We start from the raw sequence: 19444 nt of genomic DNA, 5'->3' as shown, positions 1-19444 counted from the left end.
CGGCCCCATTCCGAACCCGGAAGCTAAGCCCTCCAGCGCCAATGGTACTGCACCCTAATCAGTGTGGGAGAGTAGGACACCGCCGAACACAATTTACGGGATGCCCCGTATTCGAATTTATTTCGAATACGGGGCATTCTGCTTTTTCCGACTATTTCTCCGGGTACGGGCGCCCGCCTGTACCTGATCGTCCGAGAGGGCATAGATTGACACCCATGAGTGATCATGACCGCAGGCAGGGACGTCCCGGCCAACGTCCGGGGCAACGTGGCGGCCAGAAGCGCGGCACAGGTTCGGCGGGGCGCCCCGATGAGCCGGCATTGCCGGCCGACGTCGCCGCGTCGGATCTCGATCCCGAGGTCCGACGAGATCTGCTGACCCTGGACAAGGCGAATGCCGAGAACGTCGCACGCCACCTCGTGATGGTCACGCGACTGCTCGAGGAGGACCCTGCGCTGGCGCTCGAGCATGCGCGCGCAGCGCGGCGTCGTGCGGGCCGTATAGGTCTCATCCGCGAGACCGCAGGGATCGCCGCCTACAACGCGGGCGAGTGGCAGGAGGCGATCTCCGAACTGCGCGCCGCGCGACGCATCACCGGCAGCGACGGTCTGTTGCCCCTGATCGCGGACTCTGAGCGCGGTCTCGGCCGCGCCGAGCGAGCCATCGAGATCGCCCGCAGCGAGGAAGGGCGTGCGCTCACGGGCGAGGAAGCCAGCGAGATGCGGATCGTCGAGGCCGGCGCGCGGATCGACCTCGGGGAGCCGGAGAAGGCGCTGGTCACTCTGCAGCTCGAGAATCTCGCGCCTGGTCAGACGGGTACCGGTCCCGCGCGACTCTTTTATGCCTACGCGTCGGCGCTCCTCGCCGCCGGACGCACCGACGACGCCACCACCTGGTTCATGAACGCCGCCTCCGCCGACATCGACGACGTGACCGACGCCGAGCTCCGTCTCGTGGAGCTGAGCGAAGGGCTGCCCGAGGATCTGGAAGAGTCAGAATCGGAAGCTGTCGCAGAACCGGCGCGCGAATCAGTACCAGCGACTGAGGCAGAACCCGAATCGGTACCAGCGCCTGAGGCAGAACCCGAACCAGGACCAGAACCTGAGGCGGCACCCGCGGTGGCAGCGGAGCCGGATCTCGTGTCCGATCCGACTGTCCAGACCGATCCGACTGTCCAGGCCGAGCCGGCCGCTGCTGCGTCGCAGCACACGGAACCCCAGCACGCGGAACCCCAGCGCACCATCATCGATACGTACGAGGCACTCCTACTCGATCTCGACGGAACCGTCTTCGCCGGTCATCGGCCGATCCCGGGTGCCGTCGACACTCTTGCGGCGGTGTCGCTTCCGCAGTTCTTCGTGACGAACAATGCCAGCCGACGCCCCGATGCCGTCGCCGAGCATCTGACCGAGCTGGGATTCACCGCGACTCCCGAGCAGGTCGTCACGAGTGCGCAGTCCGGTGCGCGACTGCTGTCCGAACACCTCGAACCGGGATCCAGGGCGCTGGTCCTCGGCACCGATGGGCTTGCGCAGGAGGTCCGCGAGGTCGGCATCGGCGTGACCCGGAGTGCCGATGACCGCCCGGCCGCGGTGATCCAGGGATACTCGCCGGATATCGGGTGGGCGGAACTGTCGGAGGCCGCGCTCGCCATCCGCGCCGGTGCGCTGTGGGTCGCCACGAACATCGATGCGACCCTGCCCTCCGAGCGCGGACAGCTCGTCGGCAACGGGTCGCTCGTCGCCGCCGTCGCCAACGCCACCGGGGCGTCGCCGCTGGTTGCCGGCAAACCTGCGGCACCACTCATGGTCGACGCGATCCGCCGCAGCGGCGTCAATCGGTCCCTCGTCGTCGGTGATCGCCTCGACACCGACATCGAGGGTGCCCACGCCGTCGGACTCGACAGCGTGCTCGTCCTCTCGGGTGTGAGCACGGCAGCAGATCTGCTGGCGGCACCGCCGGAGCGTCGGCCGACGTTCGTCGTCGACGATCTGCGCGGTCTCCTCACCGATCCCGAGTCGGCTCGCATCGTCGAGCAGGCCGGATGGACTGTCACCGTCGACGGCGATGTCGTCAGCGTGTCCCGGGCCGACGCGTCCGTGTCGACGTCGACCTTGCTGCCCGCGCTCGCGGCTGCGGTGTGGCAGTTCGATGACGAATCGGCGCTCGATCACGGCACGCTGCGCGTGGCCGCTGCCGAACCCGAGATCGCCTCGGCGCTGCAGGCGTTGGGTTTGCGCGTCGTCGGCTAGCGTTGGAGACGACATGAGCACTCCACACACCAGCGGCAACGACGGTCGGCCGATGCCGACGCCCGGCGATCTCGCGCGATCGGTTCCGGCCACCGAGGCATCCGCCGATCTACCCGACACCGACGCCGTCACCACGACCATCGTCGACGAGGTGCGGGCACTGCTCAGCGAGGTCGATCAGATCACCGAAGCGGTCGGCGATGAGTTCGATCTCGTCGCGCTCGCCCGTCAGACGGTGTTGCTGGAGCAGGCTCACGAGGCACTGACCACCGCACTCGACGAGGTCGACCGGCGATGAGGTGCGGCTGAATGGCCGCCCGCGCCCGCCTCGACGCCGAACTGGTGCGTCGTGGTCTCGCGAGATCGCGTGAGCAGGCCCGTGAGTTCATCGACGGCGGACTGGTGAAGGTCAACGGCACCGTCGCCTCGAAACCCGCGACGAACGTCGGTCGTGATACGCCGATCGTCCTCGTCGACGCGCCGTCGGATGATTGGGCATCGCGTGGGGCGCACAAGCTGGTGGGTGCGCTCGAGGCGTTCGAGCCGCACGGGCTGAGCGTGGCGGGCCGCCGCTGCCTCGATGCGGGCGCGTCGACCGGTGGTTTCACCGACGTGCTGTTGCGCCGCGGCGCGCGGGAGGTCGTCGCCGTCGATGTCGGTTACGGGCAACTGATCTGGCGTCTGCAGAACGACGACAGGGTGCACGTCATCGACCGCACCAACGTCCGGCACCTGACGTCGGATGCCATCGGAGGTGAGGTCGATCTCGTCGTCGCCGATCTCTCGTTCATCTCCTTGGCCCTGGTGCTGCCGGCGCTCGCCGCGTGTGCGCGTCCCGGCGCGGACCTGACGCCCATGATCAAACCGCAATTCGAGGTCGGCAAGGATCGTGTCGGGTCGGGTGGCGTGGTGCGCGATCCCGCGCTGCGGGCCGAGGCGGTCGCCGACGTGGCGCGGCAGGCACGCGGACTGGGGCTGGTGACGCGCGGCGTCGTCGCCAGTCCGCTGCCCGGACCGGCCGGGAACGTCGAATACTTTCTCTGGCTCCACAAACCCGTCGTCGACGAAGATGCGGCGACCACCGGAGACGAGATGACCGATACAGTCGGGGGTCAGGGCGTCGATGACGACGCCGACCTGCTCGCGATGATCTCCGCGGCGGTCGAGGACGGGCCGCAATGACGCGGCGCCGAGACGTGCGAACCAAGCGACCCGTCCAGGGTGGCCGGATGCGGCGGGTCGGTGCGGACAGAAAGGACGACAGTGGCGGCTGATCCAGCGGTCGAACACCGGGAGTTCCTGGTGGTGGCACATACCGGACGTGCCGTCGTCATCGAGACGATGGCCGCGATTGCGCGTCACTGTGCGTCGGCGGGCGTGACGCTGCGCGTCGTCGACCACGACACCCGGCCCAAGTCCGAGTCGAATACTCCCACCGGTGAACGCGAACCCGGACCGCAGGTGCCGCTGAGTCATCCCGTGGATCCGCAGTTCCTGCGCGAGATCGGCGCCGACGTCGAGATCACCACCGGCGATGATCCGGGATCCGCCGAGGGCTGCGAGATCGTGATCGTGCTCGGCGGTGACGGGACTTTCCTGCGCGCCGCCGAACTCGCCTATCCCGCCGACGTGCCGCTTCTCGGAATCAACCTCGGGCACATCGGGTTCCTCGCCGAGGCGGAGGCCAACCGTGTCAACGAGGTGATGGCTCAGCTCGTCGCGCGCGAGTACCGTGTCGAACCGCGGATGACCCTCGACATCACCGTCATCGACCCGGCCAATCCCGACACGATCCTGGGCCGCACCTGGGCGCTGAACGAGGTCGCGATTCAGAACCGGACGAATCATGGTGTGCTGGAGCTTGTTACCGAGGTCGACGGACGACCGGTCTCGTCGTTCGGCGCCGACGGCGTGCTGGTGTCGACACCGACCGGTTCTACGGCGTATGCGTTCAGCGCGGGTGGCCCGGTCATGTGGCCGGATCTCGAGGCGATCCTGGTGGTGCCGAGCAACGCTCATGCGCTGTTCGCACGTCCCATGGTGACCAGCCCGTGGTCGCGGGTCGCGCTCGAGATCGACAAAGACGGACGCTCGGCGGTCGCGTTGTGCGACGGTCGACGACAGATCCCGGTGCCCGCGGGTGCGCGGGTGGAGGTCAAGCGCGGTGAGCAATCGCTGCGCTGGGTCCGTATCGACTCCGATCCGTTCGCTGATCGTCTCGTGACGAAGTTCGAATTGCCGGTCACCGGCTGGCGGGGGAGGCAGGTCTAGACCCATGCTCGAAGAATTGACCATCGAAGGTCTCGGGGTCATCGAACGGGCGTCGGCGCAGCTCCATCCGGGATTCACCGTGCTCACCGGTGAGACCGGTGCGGGCAAGACGATGATCGTGACGAGCCTGCATCTGCTCTCGGGTGCGCGCGCCGACGCCGGCCGCGTCCGCACCGGGAACGCGAAGGCGACGGTGGAGGGTCGGTTCCGGCTCGGTGACGCCGACGGTCGGATCGCCGACACCGAGCTCGCGGACCTGCTCGCATCGGCGGGAGCCGAACTCGACGACGACGGCTCGGTGATCGCGGTGCGTTCGGTGGCCGCCGACGGCCGCTCGCGCGCGCACCTCGGTGGACGCTCGGTGCCTGTCGGGCTCCTCGGGCAGGCCACCAGTCGGTTGCTCACCATCCACGGCCAGAACGATCAGTTGCGGCTGCTCAAACCGGAGCATCAGCGCCGTGCGTTGGACACCTTCGCCGGCGCCAAGGCCGAGAAGGCGCGCAGGGCCTACCAGGTGGCGCGCGACGAGTGGATCGCACTGCTCGACGATCTCGATGTCCGTCGGACCAATCATCGCGAACTCGCCCAGGAAGCCGACCGTCTGCGATTCGGCATCGACGAGATCGGCGCCGTCGACCCGGCGCCCGGGGAGGACGCCGAGCTCGCCGCGACCATCCGGCGCCTCTCGGATCTCGAAACCGTCCGTACCGCGGCCGACGGCGCGCGGGAGATCGTGACCGGCGAGATGAGCACCGACGGTGTCATCGTCGAGGGGTTGGGTCAGGTCCGGTCCTTGCTGGAGGGCGCCGGCGACGACACCCTGCGCGGACTCGTCCCGCGGGTCGAGGAAGCGCTCACCCTGATCACCGATGTGGGCGCCGAACTGACGGCCTTCCTCTCCGATCTGCCCGCCGACGCCGACGAACTCGACAAGCTGCTCACCCGGCAGGCCGAACTCAAGACGTTGGTGCGCAAGTACGCGCCGGACATCGACGGCGTCATCGCATGGCACACCTCGGCGCAAGCGCGCCTGGCCGAGATCGACGATCCGCAGAGCTCCATCGACGAACTCGAAGCAGCGGCGACCGCCGCGCGTGAGCGGGTCACCGCCGCTGCCGTGGCACTCACCAAGGTCCGGACCGCGGCGGCGTCGTTGATGGGCACCAAGGTCTCGGCCGAGCTGAGGGGCCTCGCCATGGGCGATGCGATGCTGTCGGTCTCGGTCGCCCCGGAGCCTGCCGTCGACGACGATCGTCTGGCCATCACCGTGGGTGGGGTCGCCGTGCACGCCGGGTCGTCGGGCGCCGATCGGGTGGAGTTCGCGCTCGTCGCCCATCAGGACGCCGCACCGCTCCCCATCGCGAAATCGGCGTCCGGGGGCGAACTCTCGCGCGTGATGCTCGCACTCGAAGTGGTCCTCGCCGAGCCGACGACCGGATCGATCATGATCTTCGACGAGGTGGATTCCGGTGTCGGTGGTGCCGCCGCCGTCGAGATCGGGAAGCGACTGGCGCGTCTGGCACGCGGACACCAGGTCGTCGTCGTCACGCATCTGCCGCAGGTCGCGGCTTTCGCCGATCATCATCTGGTGATCGGCAAGCAGACGGTGACGACGGGACGAGCGGGGGAGAAGGCGGCCGGGAGATCGACGAAACGTGCTGTCACCAGCACGGTTCGGGAGTTGGACCGCGATGAGCGGATCGCGGAGCTCGCCCGGATGCTCGCCGGTCTCGGCGACTCGGACACCGGACGCGCACATGCCGAGGAACTCCTCGACACCGCGGAACACGAGCGGTCCAGCGCCGGATCGTGATGCAACTGCTGTTGTTTATGTGACAAAAGTTGCAGTTGTTACGGCGCGCCTCCACGTGTCGTCGAGATGCGCGGTCAATCATGGGCGACATGAAGATGCCTGCACTGCTCGCCCGTACCACCGAAACCCTGCCCGGTGTCACCGGGATCGCCAGGATCGACACCAACACCCGACGCCTCCTCGAACGAGTGGGTCCCGGGGACATCGCCATCCTCGACGAGGTCGACCTCGACCGGTCGACGGCCGACCGCCTCATCGAGGCCAACGTCGTGGCCGTCGTCAACGCCTCCGAATCGATCAGTGGCCGCTACCCGAATCTGGGGCCCGAGGTGCTCGTCGCATCGGGAATCGTGTTGCTGGACAACGTCGGAACCGAGGTCTTCAAGCGCGTCAAGGACGGCGCCAAACTCCGCATCGACGACGATCGTCTCTACATCGGTGACAAGCGCCTCGCGCACGGCATCGAGCTCGACGAGCGTGAGATCGCCGACATGATGATCGACGCCAAGACCGGCATGGTCGATCACCTGGAAGCCTTCTCCGGCAACACCATTGAGTTCATCCGGAGCGAATCGCCGCTGCTGATCGACGGCGTCGGCGTGCCGGATATCGACATCGCACTGACCGGCCGGCACGTCATCGTCGTCGCCGACGGCGCGGATCGCGGAACCGAACTGCGTGCCCTCAAGCCGTTCATCAAGGAGTACTCGCCCATCCTCGTCGGTGTCGGGGCCGGCGCGGACACACTCGTCAAGGCCGGCTACAAGCCGTCGGTCATCGTCGGGGATCCCGAGGACATGAAGATCTCCACCCTCAAGGGTGGAGCGCAGGTCGTGCTACCCGCCGACACCGACGGACATGCGCCGGGCCTGCAGCGCATCCAGGATCTCGGGATCGGTGCCACGACGTTCCCCGCGGCCGGTTCGGCCGCGGATCTCGCGTTGCTCCTCGTCGACCATCATGGTGCCGACCTGATCGTCACCGTCGGCTACGGCGGCGACCTCGACGACTTCTTCGATCGGTCCCGGCGGGAGAGCAATCCGTCCACCTTCCTCACCCGGATGAAGGTCGGCGCCAAGCTCGTCGACGCGAAAGCCGTTGCGACGCTGTACCGTAGCCGCGTCTCGGGTGCGGCCATCGCCTTCGTCGTCCTCGCCGCACTGATCGCGGTGATCGCGGCCATCGCACTCTCGAGCATCGGCGCCGAGGCGACCGACTGGGTCGTCATGCAGTGGCATCAGTTGGTCGACTGGGTGCAGGGGATGTGGAACTCCTAACCTATGATTTCCCTTCGGCAGCACGCTATTTCGCTGGCGGCGGTGTTCCTCGCACTGGCCCTGGGACTGTTCCTGGGCTCCGGATTCATCGGTGACCGGGTCAACTCGCTCACCGGCACCAAGCGGGACCGGATCACCTCGCTCACCGATGAGCGCGATGCCCTGAACGAGAAACTCAACGCCGCCAACAACTTCGACGCGGCGGTGGGTCCACGGCTCATCGACGGCACCCTCAAGGGCCAGTCGGTTCTCGTGGTGACGGCGCCCAACGCCGCCGACGCCGACGTCGACGCGCTCAAGGAATCGATCTCGACGGCGGGCGGCAAGTTCTCCGGACAGATCGGCATCACCGAACAGACGGTCGCCGACGACAACGCGGAGAAACTCCGCACCATCGTCGACCAGACGATCCCGTCGGGCACCCAGCTGCGCGCGGAGTACACCGACTCCGGCTCCCGGGCGGGAGACCTGCTCGGCGCGCTCACGCTCCACGCCCGCGGCCAGGATCCCGTCGCAACCGACGACACCACCACCGGACTGCAGGCGTTGCGCGACGGCGGATTCATCACCTACGTCGACAATGCGATCTCGCCGGCGGATCTGGTGCTGGTCGTGACCGGCGACGCCCTGCCGGGCGACTCGGGCGCGCAGGGGCAGGTCATCGGGCGCCTGTCGGCGGCGATGGCCGCACGCGGTCAGGGTGGCGCGCTGGTGGGCCGAACCGGATCGGCCGAGGGCGGATCACCCATCGCGGTGATCCGGTCGGATCCATCGCTGGGCAACGCGATCTCCACCGTGGACAACGTCGATCAGCAAACCGGGCGCATCACCACGATTCTGGTGCTCGACGAGGAGTCGCAGGCCCGCAGCGGCGCCTTCGGCACCGGTCCCGGTGCCACCGCGATCACCGTCGGAGCACAGAAGTAATCGCGGGATCACCGCACGCGAATCGTCGGTCCGGTGTGACGTCGCTCGCCCCGGGTCGTCGGCGAACAGGGAATCGACGACCCGCCGAGCTCGTCATGGCAGCCTCGAGCCGTACACGGTGTTACTGTGAAGTCCCGTAGGTAAACAGGTTTCCAAGGACCTGATTCACCCAGACGGGAGACGCATTGCGACCACTGCGCCACGTGCATTCAGGCACCAAGCATATTTTCGTGACGGGCGGTGTCGCCTCATCACTCGGTAAGGGACTCACCGCCTCGAGCCTCGGCCAACTTCTCACCGCCCGCGGTCTGCGGGTGACGATGCAGAAGCTCGACCCGTATCTCAATGTGGATCCGGGCACGATGAATCCGTTCCAGCACGGCGAGGTCTTCGTCACAGAAGACGGCGCCGAGACGGACCTCGACGTCGGACACTACGAGCGTTTCCTGGATCGGAACCTCTCGCAATCGGCGAATGTGACCACCGGACAGGTGTATTCGACGGTGATCGCCAAGGAACGCCGCGGCGAGTACCTGGGCGAGACCGTGCAGGTCATCCCGCACATCACCGACGAACTCAAGTCCCGCGTGCTGGCCATGCAGGCACAGGACGAGAACGGTGACGCCCCCGATGTGGTCATCACCGAGATCGGCGGCACCGTCGGCGACATCGAGTCGCTGCCGTTCATCGAGGCGGCGCGGCAGATCCGCCACGACGTCGGCCGCGACAACGTCTTCTTCCTGCACGTGTCGCTGGTGCCCTATCTCGCGCCGTCGGGCGAACTGAAGACCAAGCCGACGCAGCACTCGGTGGCCGCATTGCGCAACGTCGGCATCCAGCCCGACGCGCTGATCCTGCGCTGTGACCGCGACGTCCCCGAGGCACTGAAGAAGAAGATCGCGCTGATGTGCGACGTCGACATCGACGGTGTCATCTCGACCCCGGACGCACGGTCGATCTACGACATCCCGAAGGTGCTGCACAGCGAGCAGCTCGACGCATATGTCGTGCGCAAGCTGGGATTGCCGTTCCGCGACGTGGATTGGACGGTGTGGGGCGAACTGCTCGACCGGGTCCACGAACCCCGGGAGACCGTGCGTATCGCGCTGGTGGGCAAGTACGTCGATCTGCCCGATGCCTACCTGTCGGTGACCGAGGCCATCCGCGCCGGCGGCTTCGCCTGGCGGGCTCGCACCGAGATCAAGTGGGTGCCCTCGGACGAGTGTCAGACTCCCGAGGGTGCGCAGCATGCCCTCGGCGATGTCGACGGCATCCTCATTCCCGGAGGCTTCGGAATCCGCGGTATCGAGGGCAAGGTCGGTGCCATCTCCTACGCCCGACGCCGCGGCATACCCCTGCTGGGTCTGTGCCTGGGGTTGCAGTGTGTGGTCATCGAGGCGGCCCGCTCGGCCGGTCTCACCGACGCCAGTTCCACCGAATTCGATCCGGATACCCCGTATCCGGTCATCTCCACGATGGCCGATCAGGAGGACGCCGTCTCCGGTGAGGCCGACCTGGGCGGCACGATGCGTCTGGGCGCCTACCCGGCGACGCTGCTGCCGGGGACGCTGACCGCGGCCGCCTACGGCGCGCTCGAGGTGAGCGAACGGCACCGTCACCGTTTCGAGGTGAACAACGCCTACCGCGACAAGATCGCGGAATCGGGCCTGGTCTTCTCCGGCACCTCGCCGGACGGTCATCTCGTCGAGTTCGTCGAGTACCCGGAGTCGGTGCATCCGTTCCTGGTGGCCACCCAGGCGCATCCGGAACTCAAGTCCCGACCCACGCGGCCCCATCCGCTGTTCCGGTCGTTCATCGACGCTGCACTGAAATACAAAGAGGCCGAACGACTTCCGGTGGACATCGGCGATTATCAGCGGACGTCGTCGGAGTCCGCGACGGTGAGTGAAGAAGAAGTCGACGCGTGAACGACGGCGGTCGCCGCGATACCCCGGGTAGTCACGAGTTCGGGGTCGTCGGGTCCCGGACCGTGTACTCCGGTGCGATCCTCGCGTTGCGTCTCGACGACGTGACGATGCCCGGCGGGCGGGTCGCCGAGCGGGAGGTCGTCGAACATTTCGGCGCCGTCGCGGTCGTCGCCGTCGACGACGACGGGCGGGTCGCGATGGTGCGGCAATACCGGCATCCCGTCGGACGTCGGTTACTGGAGATACCCGCCGGCCTGCTCGACGCGTCGTCGTCGGAGTCGCCGGTCGACGCGGCACGTCGGGAACTCGCCGAAGAGGTGGATCTCGCGGCCGACCGCTGGGAGGTCCTCGTCGATCTCGTGCTCTCGCCGGGATTCACCGACGAGGCGCTGCGGCTGTATCTGGCACGCGGACTCCACGAACTGCCCGCGGCCAGCCGAGACGACGAGGAGGCCGACATGGCCGTCGAGTGGGTCGATCTCGACGCCGCGGCCGATCTGGTTTTGGCCGGCGAGATCGTGAACGCCACCGCGGTCGCGGGCATCCTGGCCGCCGTGCGGGCGCGGACCGTCGACGAACCGCTGCGGGCCGTCGACGCACCCTGGACCGACGAACCCACCGCCTTCCGCGAGCGGCGCACCGCACGCTCATGACCATCGCCGACGACGTCGCCCGTTTCCTCGATCACCTGACGGTCGAGCGGGGGGCCGCGGCCAACACCGTGAGCTCCTACCGGCGCGATCTCGAGCGCTACGCCGACCATCTGCGGAGCAGGGGAATCGCGGCGCTGTCGGAGGTGACCGAGCCGGACGTGCGCGAGTTCCTGGTCGATCTGCGGCGCGGTGACGAGGCGCACGGGCGTGCGGCGCTGGCCGATTCGTCGATCGCCCGAACCCTGGTCGCGACGCGCGGTTTTCACAAGTTCGCGGCGGCCGAGGGCATCGTCGACGTCGACGTCGCGCATGCGGTGAGTCCGCCGCGTCCCGCCCGACGGCTACCGAAGTCGCTGCCCGTCGACGAGGTGCTCGCGATCCTGGAGTCCGCCGGCGCCGCCGACGATCCGCGAGCCCTGCGCGACCGCGCGCTGCTCGAACTGCTCTACAGCTGCGGTGCGCGGATCTCCGAGGCGATCAGCCTCGACGTCGACGACATCGACACCGACCTGCGGGCGGTGCGGTTGCACGGCAAGGGCGGTAAGGAGCGGCTCGTTCCGTTGGGTGGGCCGGCGATCGAGGCGATCGACGCGTACCTCGTGCGTGGACGGCCCGCATTGGCGGTCAAGGCGGCCCGGACCGCCGATCCCGGTCTGTTCCTCAACGTGCGGGGCGGCCGGCTGTCGCGGCAGAGTGCGTGGCAGGTCCTCGTCACCGCCGCCGAGCGCGCCGGCCTGGACAAGGCGGTGTCGCCGCACACGCTGCGGCACAGCTTCGCCACGCATCTGCTCGACGGCGGTGCCGACGTCCGCGTCGTCCAGGAACTCCTCGGACACGCGTCGGTGACGACGACCCAGGTGTACACGCTCGTCACGGTGAACACGATGCGTGAGGTGTACGCGACGGCCCATCCGCGCGCCCGATGAGAGCCGCGCCGATGAGAGGGGATCGTTTCGGCGGTGCGCCGACGGTTCGTCGGCGTGAACCACTAGGCTGGATCGAGATCTCGGGGAGTTCCGCACGAGGTCGGCGGCAGACAGAGACTTCGGCGACAACGGGGAGTCTGGGATCGAAGGGAGTGCCGGGCACGTGACCACACCGAGTGACGCACAGTCCCACCCGGCACCCGCACCCGGCCATCAGTACCGTTTCGAGGTCTCCCAGCCTCAACGACCCGATCATCACGATGCCGGCGGCGAGTCGCATGCCGGTGCGCGGACCGGTCACGGCGAGGAACTCGGCCCCACCGGCCGCCCCTACCGCGACATCCCGGATCCCCGCCCGCTGGATCGCCACGGCCCGGCGAAGGTCATCGCCGTCTGCAATCAGAAGGGCGGCGTCGGCAAGACGACGTCGACGATCAATCTGGGCGCCGCACTCGCCGAGTACGGGCGACGCGTGCTGCTCGTCGATCTCGATCCGCAGGGTGCGTTGTCGGCCGGTCTGGGCGTCCCGCACCATGAACTCGATGAGACGGTCTACAACCTGTTGGTCCCGCCGCAGGCCGCCACCGACGACGTCCTCATGCGTACCCGCGTCGACGGCCTCGACCTGCTGCCCAGCAACATCGATCTCTCGGCCGCAGAGATCCAGCTCGTCACCGAGGTGGGGCGCGAGCAGGCACTCGGCCGCGCGTTGCATCCGGTGCTCGACCGGTACGACTTCGTCCTCATCGATTGCCAGCCCTCGTTGGGGCTGCTGACCGTGAACGCGCTGGCCTGCTCGGATTCCGTGGTGATCCCGATGGAGTGCGAGTATTTCAGCCTTCGTGGTCTCGCGCTGCTCACCGACACCGTCGACAAGGTGCACGACCGGCTCAATCCGCGCCTGCACCTCGGCGGCATCTTGGTCACCATGTTCGACGCCCGCACCCTGCACTCGCGGGAGGTGATGGCGCGAGTCGTCGAGGTCTTCGGAGACACCGTCTACGACACGGTGATCAGCCGGACGGTGCGCTTCCCGGAGACCAGCGTCGCCGGTGAGCCGATCACGTCGTGGGCACCGAAGTCCGCGGGCGCGGAGGCATATCGGGCGTTGGCGCGTGAGGTCATCGCGCGTAACGCCCCGCCGGCATGACCGACGGCACTCCGGTGGATACGCCGGTGGATACGCCGGTTGTCGAGCAGGTTGTGGAGCCGGCCGCGGGATTCCGGGTGCGGCTCAAGAACTTCGAGGGTCCCTTCGACCTGCTGCTCAACCTCATCAGTCAGCATCGCCTCGACGTCACCGAGGTGGCGCTCCACGAGGTCACCGACGATTTCATCGCCTACACCCGCGAACTCGGTTCGGAGATGAGTCTGGAGCAGACGACCGAATTCCTCGTCGTCGCCGCGACCCTGCTCGACCTCAAGGCCGCACGTCTGCTCCCGTCCGGCGAGGTCGAGGATCCCGAGGACCTGGCGCTACTCGAGGCGCGTGACCTGCTCTTCGCGCGGCTGCTGCAGTACCGGGCCTACAAGCAGGTCGCGGAACTGTTCGGCGAGCTGGAAGCCACCGCGCTGCAACGGTATCCGCGTGCGGTCTCGTTGGAACCACGGTTCGAGGAGCTGCTGCCGGAGGTCTCGATCGGCGTGACCGCCGAGAAGTTCGCCGAGATCGCCGCCGCAGCACTCACGCCGCGGCCCACCCCCAGCGTCGGACTCGGGCATCTGCACGTACCGAAGGTGTCGGTGCCGCAGCAGGCGCGGCGGATCGTCGAGTTGCTCAGCGTGCAGCCCGGATCGTGGATGACGTTCGGCGCACTCGTTGCCGAATGCGCCAACGGTTACGAGGTCGTCGGCCGGTTCCTCGGGTTGCTCGAACTGTTCCGCGAGAAGGCGATCACCTTCGAACAACCCGAGGCGCTCGGCGAACTGCGCGTCAGCTGGACCGGGGAGCGCACTCCCGACGAGATCAACATCGACAAGGCGGAGGACTATGGCTGAGGACACGTCGGAACAGACCACCCTCGACATCGCCGACGAGCTCGCTGTCGACGACGACACCGTCGAACCCGCTCTCGACGACGCCACGCTGCGCTCGGCGCTCGAGGCGGTGCTGCTCGTCGTCGACTCACCGGTCACGACCGATGAACTCGCGACCGCCGTCGACCAGGACCGGCGGCGGGTCCAGGATCTGCTCACCGCGATGGCGGAGGAACTGACGGCCGCGGGCAGCGGATTCGACCTGCGTTACGCCGGTGACGGCTGGCGGTTCTACACCCGTGCCGACTACGCCCCCTATGTGGAGCGACTGCTGCTCGACGGGGCTCGGTCGAAACTCACCCGCGCGGCGTTGGAGACGCTCGCGGTGATCGCCTACCGGCAGCCGGTCAGTCGGGCGCGGGTCAGCGCGATTCGCGGGGTGAACGTCGACGGCGTCATCCGCACCCTGGTCGCCCGGGGGTTGATCAACGAGGTCGGCACCGACCCGCAGACGACCGCCACCACCTATGGCACCACGGAGATGTTCCTGGAACGTCTGGGCTTGGCGTCGCTCTCGGACCTGCCCGATCTGGCGCCGCTGCTGCCCGATGTGGATCTCATCGACGATCTCGATGAGGAGCTCCTCACAGACCCTCGATTCGCCAAACTCGACGGTCAGGCGTCAGACTCGATGAAGGGAGATGCCGCGATCGCAGATGGCGACGGCGGCACCGATCCCGAACCGAACACCACAGAACAGAACTGAGAGAACCATGGCATCCGCTAGCCGAGACGGCACACCGGACGGGCGCAGGAGTAACGGCGCATCCGGCGCCAAGCGCACCGGCAAGACCGGCACCGGAAAGAGCAGCACCGGAAAGAGCAGTACGGGGAAGGGCACCGGCAAGGGCAGCAGCGACAAACCCGGCCGGGACAAGAGCAGCCGCGAGCGCGCCTGGAACCCGGACAAGGGCCGCGGCGCGCAGCAGCGCTCGACCAAGAAGCAGCACCGCAAGGGATCGTCGAAACCCGACGTCGCCTCCGGCAAGGTCCGGCTGAACAACGCGCGCCCCGCCCGCCACCAGGTCGCCGAGGGCGGCGACGGCGGCGCGTCGTACGTCGCCGACGGCGTCCGGCTCCAGAAGGTTCTGGCGCAGGCCGGTGTCGCCTCCCGGCGTGGAGCCGAGGAACTGATCGCGGCCGGCCGCGTCGAGGTCGACGGCGAGATCGTCACCGAGCAGGGTCTGCGCATCAACCCGGACACGGCCGTCGTCCGTGTCGACGGCGCCCGCGTGATCATGGACGAGACCAAGCAGTATCTCGCGCTGAACAAGCCGGAGGGCTGGCAGTCCACCATGTCCGACGATCAGGGCCGCCCGTGTGTCGGTGACGTCGTCGCCGAGCGCGTGATGGCCGGGCAGCGTCTGTTCCACGTCGGGCGCCTCGACGCCGACACCGAGGGCCTGCTGCTGCTGACCAACGACGGCGAGCTCGCGCATCGCCTTATGCATCCGTCCTACGAGGTGCCCAAGACGTACATGGCCACGGTCCGCGGCGAGGTACTGCGCGGCCTGGCGCGCACCCTGCGCGATGGCATCGAACTCGACGACGGTCCGGTGAAGGTGGACGCGTTCACGGTTCTCGATGTGCACGAAGGGCATTCGCTGGTCCGCATCGTGCTGCACGAGGGCCGCAACCGCATCGTGCGCCGCATGATGGACGCCGTCGGATTCCCCGTCACCAAGCTCGTGCGGACGCACGTCGGCGAGGTATCGCTCGGCGAGCAGCGCCCCGGCAGCCTGCGCGTGCTGGGCCGCGACGAGATCGGCGCGCTGTACAAGGCGGTGGGGATGTGAGCGGAGCCGCGCGCGTCATCGCGATCGACGGCCCCGCGGGCACCGGTAAGTCCACCGTGTCCAAGTTGCTCGCCGATCGCGTCGGGGCGTTCTGCCTCGACACCGGCGCCATGTATCGCGCCGCGACGCTCGCGGTGCTCGATGCCGGTGCGGCACTGGATGATCCGGATGCGATCGCCGCCGTCGTCGGTGCCGCCGACATCGATCTGATCGCCGGACCGGACGGCGCGTCGGTGGTGTACCTCGACGGGCAGGACGTGTCCGCGGAGATCCGCACCGACCGTGTCACCGAGGCGGTCTCGGCCGTGTCGGCGGTCGCCGCCGTGCGAGCGAAACTCGTTGAACTGCAACGACGAATCGCCGACGGCGCATTCGTGGTGATCGAGGGACGCGACATCGGGACCGTCGTCTTCCCCGACGCCGGCCTCAAGGTCTTCCTCACCGCGACCCCCGAGGCGCGCGCCACCCGGCGTCACCTCCAGAACCTCGGCATCGGCGCCGACAGCGATTACGACGCCGTGCTGGCCAGTGTGAACCGACGAGATCACCTCGATTCGACGCGAACGGTGTCCCCGCTGCGCGCCGCGGATGATGCCGAGCTCGTCGATACCAGTGAGCTCACCCTCGACCAGGTCCTCGACGCGCTGACCGACCTGGTCCGATCGCGGATCGGAGTGCAGTCGTGACCGACACCAATGACGGTGATCTCGCCCCCTTGCCGGGTGATGGCACCTGGAGCGATGAAAATGACTGGGAGTTCGGCGATCTCGACATCGACGGCGAGCCCGGCGAGAGCCTCGCCGTTCCCGTCGTCGCCATCGTGGGCCGGCCGAACGTCGGCAAGTCGACGCTGGTGAACCGCATCCTCGGGCGCCGCGAGGCCGTCGTCGAGGATCTTCCCGGGGTCACCCGCGACCGCGTGTCCTACGCGGCGAGTTGGTCGGGTCGTCGATTCACCGTCGTCGACACCGGCGGGTGGGAACCCGACGCCAAGGGTCTGCAGCAGGCGGTGGCCGCGCAGGCCGAGCAGGCGATGGAGACTGCCGATGCGATCGTGCTGGTGGTCGACGGCACCGTCGGCGCGACGTCGACCGACGAGGCGGTGGCGCGGGTGCTGCGTCGGTCCAAGACGCCGGTCATCCTGTGCGCCAACAAGGTCGACAGTGAACGGCAGGAGGCCGAAACGGCGTCGTTGTGGTCGCTGGGGCTGGGCGAGCCGTTCCCGGTGTCCGCGGCGCATGGTCGTGGTGCGGGTGATCTGCTCGACCTCATCCTCGAGGCTTTGCCCGAGACTCCGCGCGAGGCACCGGCTCTCGGTGGTCCGCGACGCGTCGCCCTCGTCGGTAAGCCCAACGTCGGCAAGAGTTCGTTGCTGAACAAGCTCGCGGGATCCGACCGTTCGGTCGTCGACAATGTCGCCGGCACGACCGTCGATCCGGTCGACGAGTTGATCGAGCTCGACGGCCAGGTGTGGCAGTTCATCGACACCGCCGGGCTGCGCCGCAAGGTGCGCACGGCCAGCGGCCACGAGTACTACGCGTCGCTGCGGACCCGGTCCGCGCTCGACGCGGCCGAGGTGGCGATCCTGCTGATCGATGCCTCGGAGCCGATCACCGAACAGGATCTGCGGGTGCTCTCGATGATCATCGAGAGCGGCCGGGCGTTGGTCATCGCCTTCAACAAGTGGGATCTCGTCGACGAGGATCGGCGGTACCAGTTGGACAAGGAGATCGACCGGGAGCTCGCCCGCGTGCCGTGGGCGCGCCGCGTCAACATCTCCGCGTCGACCGGTCGTTCGGTGCACAAGCTGGTGCCTGCGCTCGAGGGTGCGTTGGAGTCGTGGGACAAGCGCATCTCCACCGGCCAGCTGAACAACTGGCTCAAGGACATCATCGCCGCGACACCACCGCCGCTGCGTGGTGGCCGTCAGCCGCGCGTGATGTTCGCGACCCAGGCATCCATCCGTCCGCCGACGTTCGTGCTGTTCACGACGGGATTCCTGGAGGCCGGATATCGGCGCTTCCTGGAGCGTCGTCTGCGTGAGCAGTTCAACTTCGACGGCTCTCCGGTGCGCATCAACGTGCGTGTGCGGGACAAGCGGGAGCAGCGCCGGAGGAAGTGACGTCGGCCGGTATCACCCGGCCTGTCGGTGCGGGCCGGTGTTTGCCTGGCGGGCATCCGGCGTCGATGCGGGTGGCTTAGACTCCACTCGTGCTCATCTTGGCGATCATCGTGTTCGGAATGGTTATCGGCGCTCTTGCCCAGCTCATCATCGGCGGCAAGAGCATGTGGACGATCGACTGGGGACTGGCGCTCGCCGCCGGCCTGATCGGCTCGTTCGTCGGTGGTCTGCTCATCAGCCTGCTCAGCGGGGACGGCCTCGGCATCCAGCCGAGCGGCGTCATCGGTTCGCTGATCGGTGCCATCCTCGTCACCGGTGGCTGGATCTGGTTCAAGCGTCGCTCGTCGGCATCCTGAACCGAGCGGGCCGACGACACGCCTGACCAGGCGATTGGCTCGGAGTCCGCGTCGTCGGCTACGCTCTCTAAGGCTTCGCGAGAGGCCAACGGGCTGTGGCGCAGCTTGGTAGCGCACCTGACTGGGGGTCAGGGGGTCGCAGGTTCAAATCCTGTCAGCCCGACCGAGAGGTCCCGGAAACTCAAGGGTTTCCGGGACTTTTTCTGTAGGTGGATGCGATCCGGTCATCGAAAACCCATCACTTTGGCCCTCTCGTGGCCCCCCGGGCCGCCGCGTTCCGGCAGGTGAGCGACCCTGCCGGTTGCTCCCGGTTCGTGGGTGGGAGAGGGACGCACCTGCTCAGTATGGACACCGAACACAGCCCGGCGGGCAACCCCTGGGGCCTGGAACCGCTGCTCGACGTCGGCGAGCTCGCCGGGTACCTGGGTGTGCTCGTCTCCACCGTCTACGACTGGCGCACCCGTGGTCTCGGTCCGCGGGCGTATCGCTTCGGCAAGCATCTGAAGTTCGCGCTCTCGGACGTGCGGATCTGGATCGAGCAGCAACGCGACCCCGAGCCGCCGGCACCGGCGGACGGTCGGTGACCCGATGAGCCGCCAGCGCCTGACCATCGGCACCGTCGGGAAGATCGATCACCTCGCGAGCCCCAACGGACGCGTCGTAGCGCACGCCCGCTACCGCGACTGGGACGGGAAGACACTGCTCGTCAAAGACGTCGGTTCTCGGACACCAAATTCACTCGATGTACGTGGCCTCTGCGAGCACAGTGCAGAGGCGGCGCTCTGATGTCGGTGGCCACCTATATGTTTCGCTTATGCCGCCAAGGCGGAAGTACTCAGATGCGCAGCTGATCGCTGCAGTGAGGTCATGCACGTCATGGCGTGCGGTCTTGAGGACGCTGGGTCTTCGTGCAACTTCCGGGGCTGCGATCGAGGCTGTGCGAAGACACTCGGATGCACTTGGGGTGGATTACCGTCACTTTGACCAACGGGAGATATTGTCAAGATCTGTGGATGAGGTTGTTTCAGGCAGCCTCCTGCTGGTCGGGTGAGGCGGTGCCGGGTTCGACGAGTTCGCCGTTTTTGA

At 67.7% G+C, this 19444-nt stretch carries 19 protein-coding genes, 1 tRNA gene and 1 rRNA gene; all 21 read left to right on the top strand.

Going from position 1 to position 19444, the window contains the following annotated elements:
* Nucleotides 1-88, top strand: a 5S ribosomal RNA gene (gene rrf, locus ACZ4TW_RS23095); the annotation flags it as partial.
* 127 nt (nucleotides 89-215) lie between these two features.
* Complete coding sequence (locus tag ACZ4TW_RS23090) at nucleotides 216-2252, top strand: HAD-IIA family hydrolase (protein WP_465546752.1); 2037 nt, start codon at nucleotides 216-218, stop codon at nucleotides 2250-2252.
* Nucleotides 2253-2265: 13 nt separating this feature from the next.
* Complete coding sequence (locus tag ACZ4TW_RS23085; RefSeq protein ID WP_465546750.1) at nucleotides 2266-2550, top strand: hypothetical protein; 285 nt, start codon at nucleotides 2266-2268, stop codon at nucleotides 2548-2550.
* Nucleotides 2551-2561: 11 nt separating this feature from the next.
* Nucleotides 2562-3434, top strand: coding sequence for a TlyA family RNA methyltransferase (locus ACZ4TW_RS23080; protein WP_465546748.1), 873 nt, complete (start codon nucleotides 2562-2564; stop codon nucleotides 3432-3434).
* An 81-nt stretch (nucleotides 3435-3515) separates the two neighbouring features.
* The gene (locus tag ACZ4TW_RS23075) at nucleotides 3516-4523 is read left to right on the top strand and encodes an NAD kinase (protein ID WP_465546746.1); all 1008 of its coding nucleotides are present in this window, start codon (nucleotides 3516-3518) and stop codon (nucleotides 4521-4523) included.
* A gap of 16 nt (nucleotides 4524-4539) precedes the next feature.
* Nucleotides 4540-6336 carry a DNA repair protein RecN gene (gene recN, locus ACZ4TW_RS23070; protein WP_465546744.1) on the top strand — a complete coding sequence of 599 codons (1797 nt, stop codon included), beginning with the start codon at nucleotides 4540-4542 and terminating at the stop codon, nucleotides 6334-6336.
* A gap of 89 nt (nucleotides 6337-6425) precedes the next feature.
* Nucleotides 6426-7613: a putative cytokinetic ring protein SteA gene (gene steA, locus ACZ4TW_RS23065; protein WP_465546742.1), complete on the top strand. Its 1188-nt coding sequence runs from the start codon at nucleotides 6426-6428 to the stop codon at nucleotides 7611-7613.
* A 3-nt stretch (nucleotides 7614-7616) separates the two neighbouring features.
* Nucleotides 7617-8540 carry a copper transporter gene (locus ACZ4TW_RS23060; protein ID WP_465546740.1) on the top strand — a complete coding sequence of 308 codons (924 nt, stop codon included), beginning with the start codon at nucleotides 7617-7619 and terminating at the stop codon, nucleotides 8538-8540.
* 230 nt (nucleotides 8541-8770) lie between these two features.
* Nucleotides 8771-10468 (top strand): CTP synthase, encoded by a 1698-nt coding sequence (locus ACZ4TW_RS23055; RefSeq protein WP_465546738.1) that lies wholly within the window; start codon nucleotides 8771-8773, stop codon nucleotides 10466-10468.
* Complete coding sequence (locus tag ACZ4TW_RS23050; RefSeq protein ID WP_465546736.1) at nucleotides 10465-11121, top strand: NUDIX domain-containing protein; 657 nt, start codon at nucleotides 10465-10467, stop codon at nucleotides 11119-11121. Before ACZ4TW_RS23055 ends, ACZ4TW_RS23050 begins: the two co-directional genes overlap by 4 nt.
* Complete coding sequence (xerD, locus tag ACZ4TW_RS23045; protein WP_465546734.1) at nucleotides 11118-12047, top strand: site-specific tyrosine recombinase XerD; 930 nt, start codon at nucleotides 11118-11120, stop codon at nucleotides 12045-12047. The genes ACZ4TW_RS23050 and xerD overlap by 4 nt, the downstream gene beginning before the upstream one ends.
* Before the next feature lie 163 nt (nucleotides 12048-12210).
* Complete coding sequence (locus ACZ4TW_RS23040; RefSeq protein WP_465546732.1) at nucleotides 12211-13197, top strand: ParA family protein; 987 nt, start codon at nucleotides 12211-12213, stop codon at nucleotides 13195-13197.
* A 26-nt stretch (nucleotides 13198-13223) separates the two neighbouring features.
* The gene (locus tag ACZ4TW_RS23035; protein ID WP_465546730.1) at nucleotides 13224-14045 is read left to right on the top strand and encodes a segregation and condensation protein A; all 822 of its coding nucleotides are present in this window, start codon (nucleotides 13224-13226) and stop codon (nucleotides 14043-14045) included.
* A complete protein-coding gene (scpB, locus tag ACZ4TW_RS23030) occupies nucleotides 14038-14790 on the top strand; it encodes an SMC-Scp complex subunit ScpB (protein WP_465546728.1) in 753 nt (250 codons plus the stop codon). The genes ACZ4TW_RS23035 and scpB overlap by 8 nt, the downstream gene beginning before the upstream one ends.
* A 7-nt stretch (nucleotides 14791-14797) precedes the next feature.
* Nucleotides 14798-15880, top strand: coding sequence for a pseudouridine synthase (locus tag ACZ4TW_RS23025; protein ID WP_465546727.1), 1083 nt, complete (start codon nucleotides 14798-14800; stop codon nucleotides 15878-15880).
* Nucleotides 15877-16566 (top strand): (d)CMP kinase, encoded by a 690-nt coding sequence (cmk, locus tag ACZ4TW_RS23020; RefSeq protein WP_465546725.1) that lies wholly within the window; start codon nucleotides 15877-15879, stop codon nucleotides 16564-16566. The genes ACZ4TW_RS23025 and cmk overlap by 4 nt, the downstream gene beginning before the upstream one ends.
* Before the next feature lie 29 nt (nucleotides 16567-16595).
* Nucleotides 16596-18002 carry a ribosome biogenesis GTPase Der gene (gene der / locus ACZ4TW_RS23015; protein WP_465546754.1) on the top strand — a complete coding sequence of 469 codons (1407 nt, stop codon included), beginning with the start codon at nucleotides 16596-16598 and terminating at the stop codon, nucleotides 18000-18002.
* 89 nt (nucleotides 18003-18091) lie between these two features.
* A complete protein-coding gene (locus tag ACZ4TW_RS23010; RefSeq protein WP_465546723.1) occupies nucleotides 18092-18358 on the top strand; it encodes a GlsB/YeaQ/YmgE family stress response membrane protein in 267 nt (88 codons plus the stop codon).
* 89 nt (nucleotides 18359-18447) lie between these two features.
* A tRNA-Pro gene (locus ACZ4TW_RS23005) sits at nucleotides 18448-18521 on the top strand.
* A 181-nt stretch (nucleotides 18522-18702) separates the two neighbouring features.
* A complete protein-coding gene (locus tag ACZ4TW_RS23000; protein ID WP_465546721.1) occupies nucleotides 18703-18942 on the top strand; it encodes a helix-turn-helix domain-containing protein in 240 nt (79 codons plus the stop codon).
* 4 nt (nucleotides 18943-18946) lie between these two features.
* Nucleotides 18947-19144 (top strand): hypothetical protein, encoded by a 198-nt coding sequence (locus tag ACZ4TW_RS22995; protein ID WP_465546719.1) that lies wholly within the window; start codon nucleotides 18947-18949, stop codon nucleotides 19142-19144.
* The last annotated feature ends 300 nt before the right edge of the window (nucleotides 19145-19444 follow it).

The organism is Agromyces sp. NPDC029043 (assembly GCF_055564615.1).
Note: the sequence above shows the minus strand (reverse complement) of the source record. Positions and strands in the feature narration are given on the sequence as shown.

Bases quoted from the DNA above. Each gene is read 5' to 3' on its own strand.
- ACZ4TW_RS22995 (WP_465546719.1), top strand. From the start codon at position 18,947: ATGAGCCGCCAGCGCCTGACCATCGGCACCGTCGGGAAGATCGATCAC.
- scpB (WP_465546728.1), top strand. From the start codon at position 14,038: ATGGCTGAGGACACGTCGGAACAGACCACCCTCGACATCGCCGACGAG.
- ACZ4TW_RS23085 (WP_465546750.1), top strand. From the start codon at position 2,266: ATGAGCACTCCACACACCAGCGGCAACGACGGTCGGCCGATGCCGACG.
- ACZ4TW_RS23000 (WP_465546721.1), top strand. From the start codon at position 18,703: ATGGACACCGAACACAGCCCGGCGGGCAACCCCTGGGGCCTGGAACCG.
- ACZ4TW_RS23080 (WP_465546748.1), top strand. From the start codon at position 2,562: ATGGCCGCCCGCGCCCGCCTCGACGCCGAACTGGTGCGTCGTGGTCTC.
- ACZ4TW_RS23025 (WP_465546727.1), top strand. From the start codon at position 14,798: ATGGCATCCGCTAGCCGAGACGGCACACCGGACGGGCGCAGGAGTAAC.
- ACZ4TW_RS23090 (WP_465546752.1), top strand. From the start codon at position 216: ATGAGTGATCATGACCGCAGGCAGGGACGTCCCGGCCAACGTCCGGGG.
- steA (WP_465546742.1), top strand. From the start codon at position 6,426: ATGAAGATGCCTGCACTGCTCGCCCGTACCACCGAAACCCTGCCCGGT.
- ACZ4TW_RS23060 (WP_465546740.1), top strand. From the start codon at position 7,617: ATGATTTCCCTTCGGCAGCACGCTATTTCGCTGGCGGCGGTGTTCCTC.
- xerD (WP_465546734.1), top strand. From the start codon at position 11,118: ATGACCATCGCCGACGACGTCGCCCGTTTCCTCGATCACCTGACGGTC.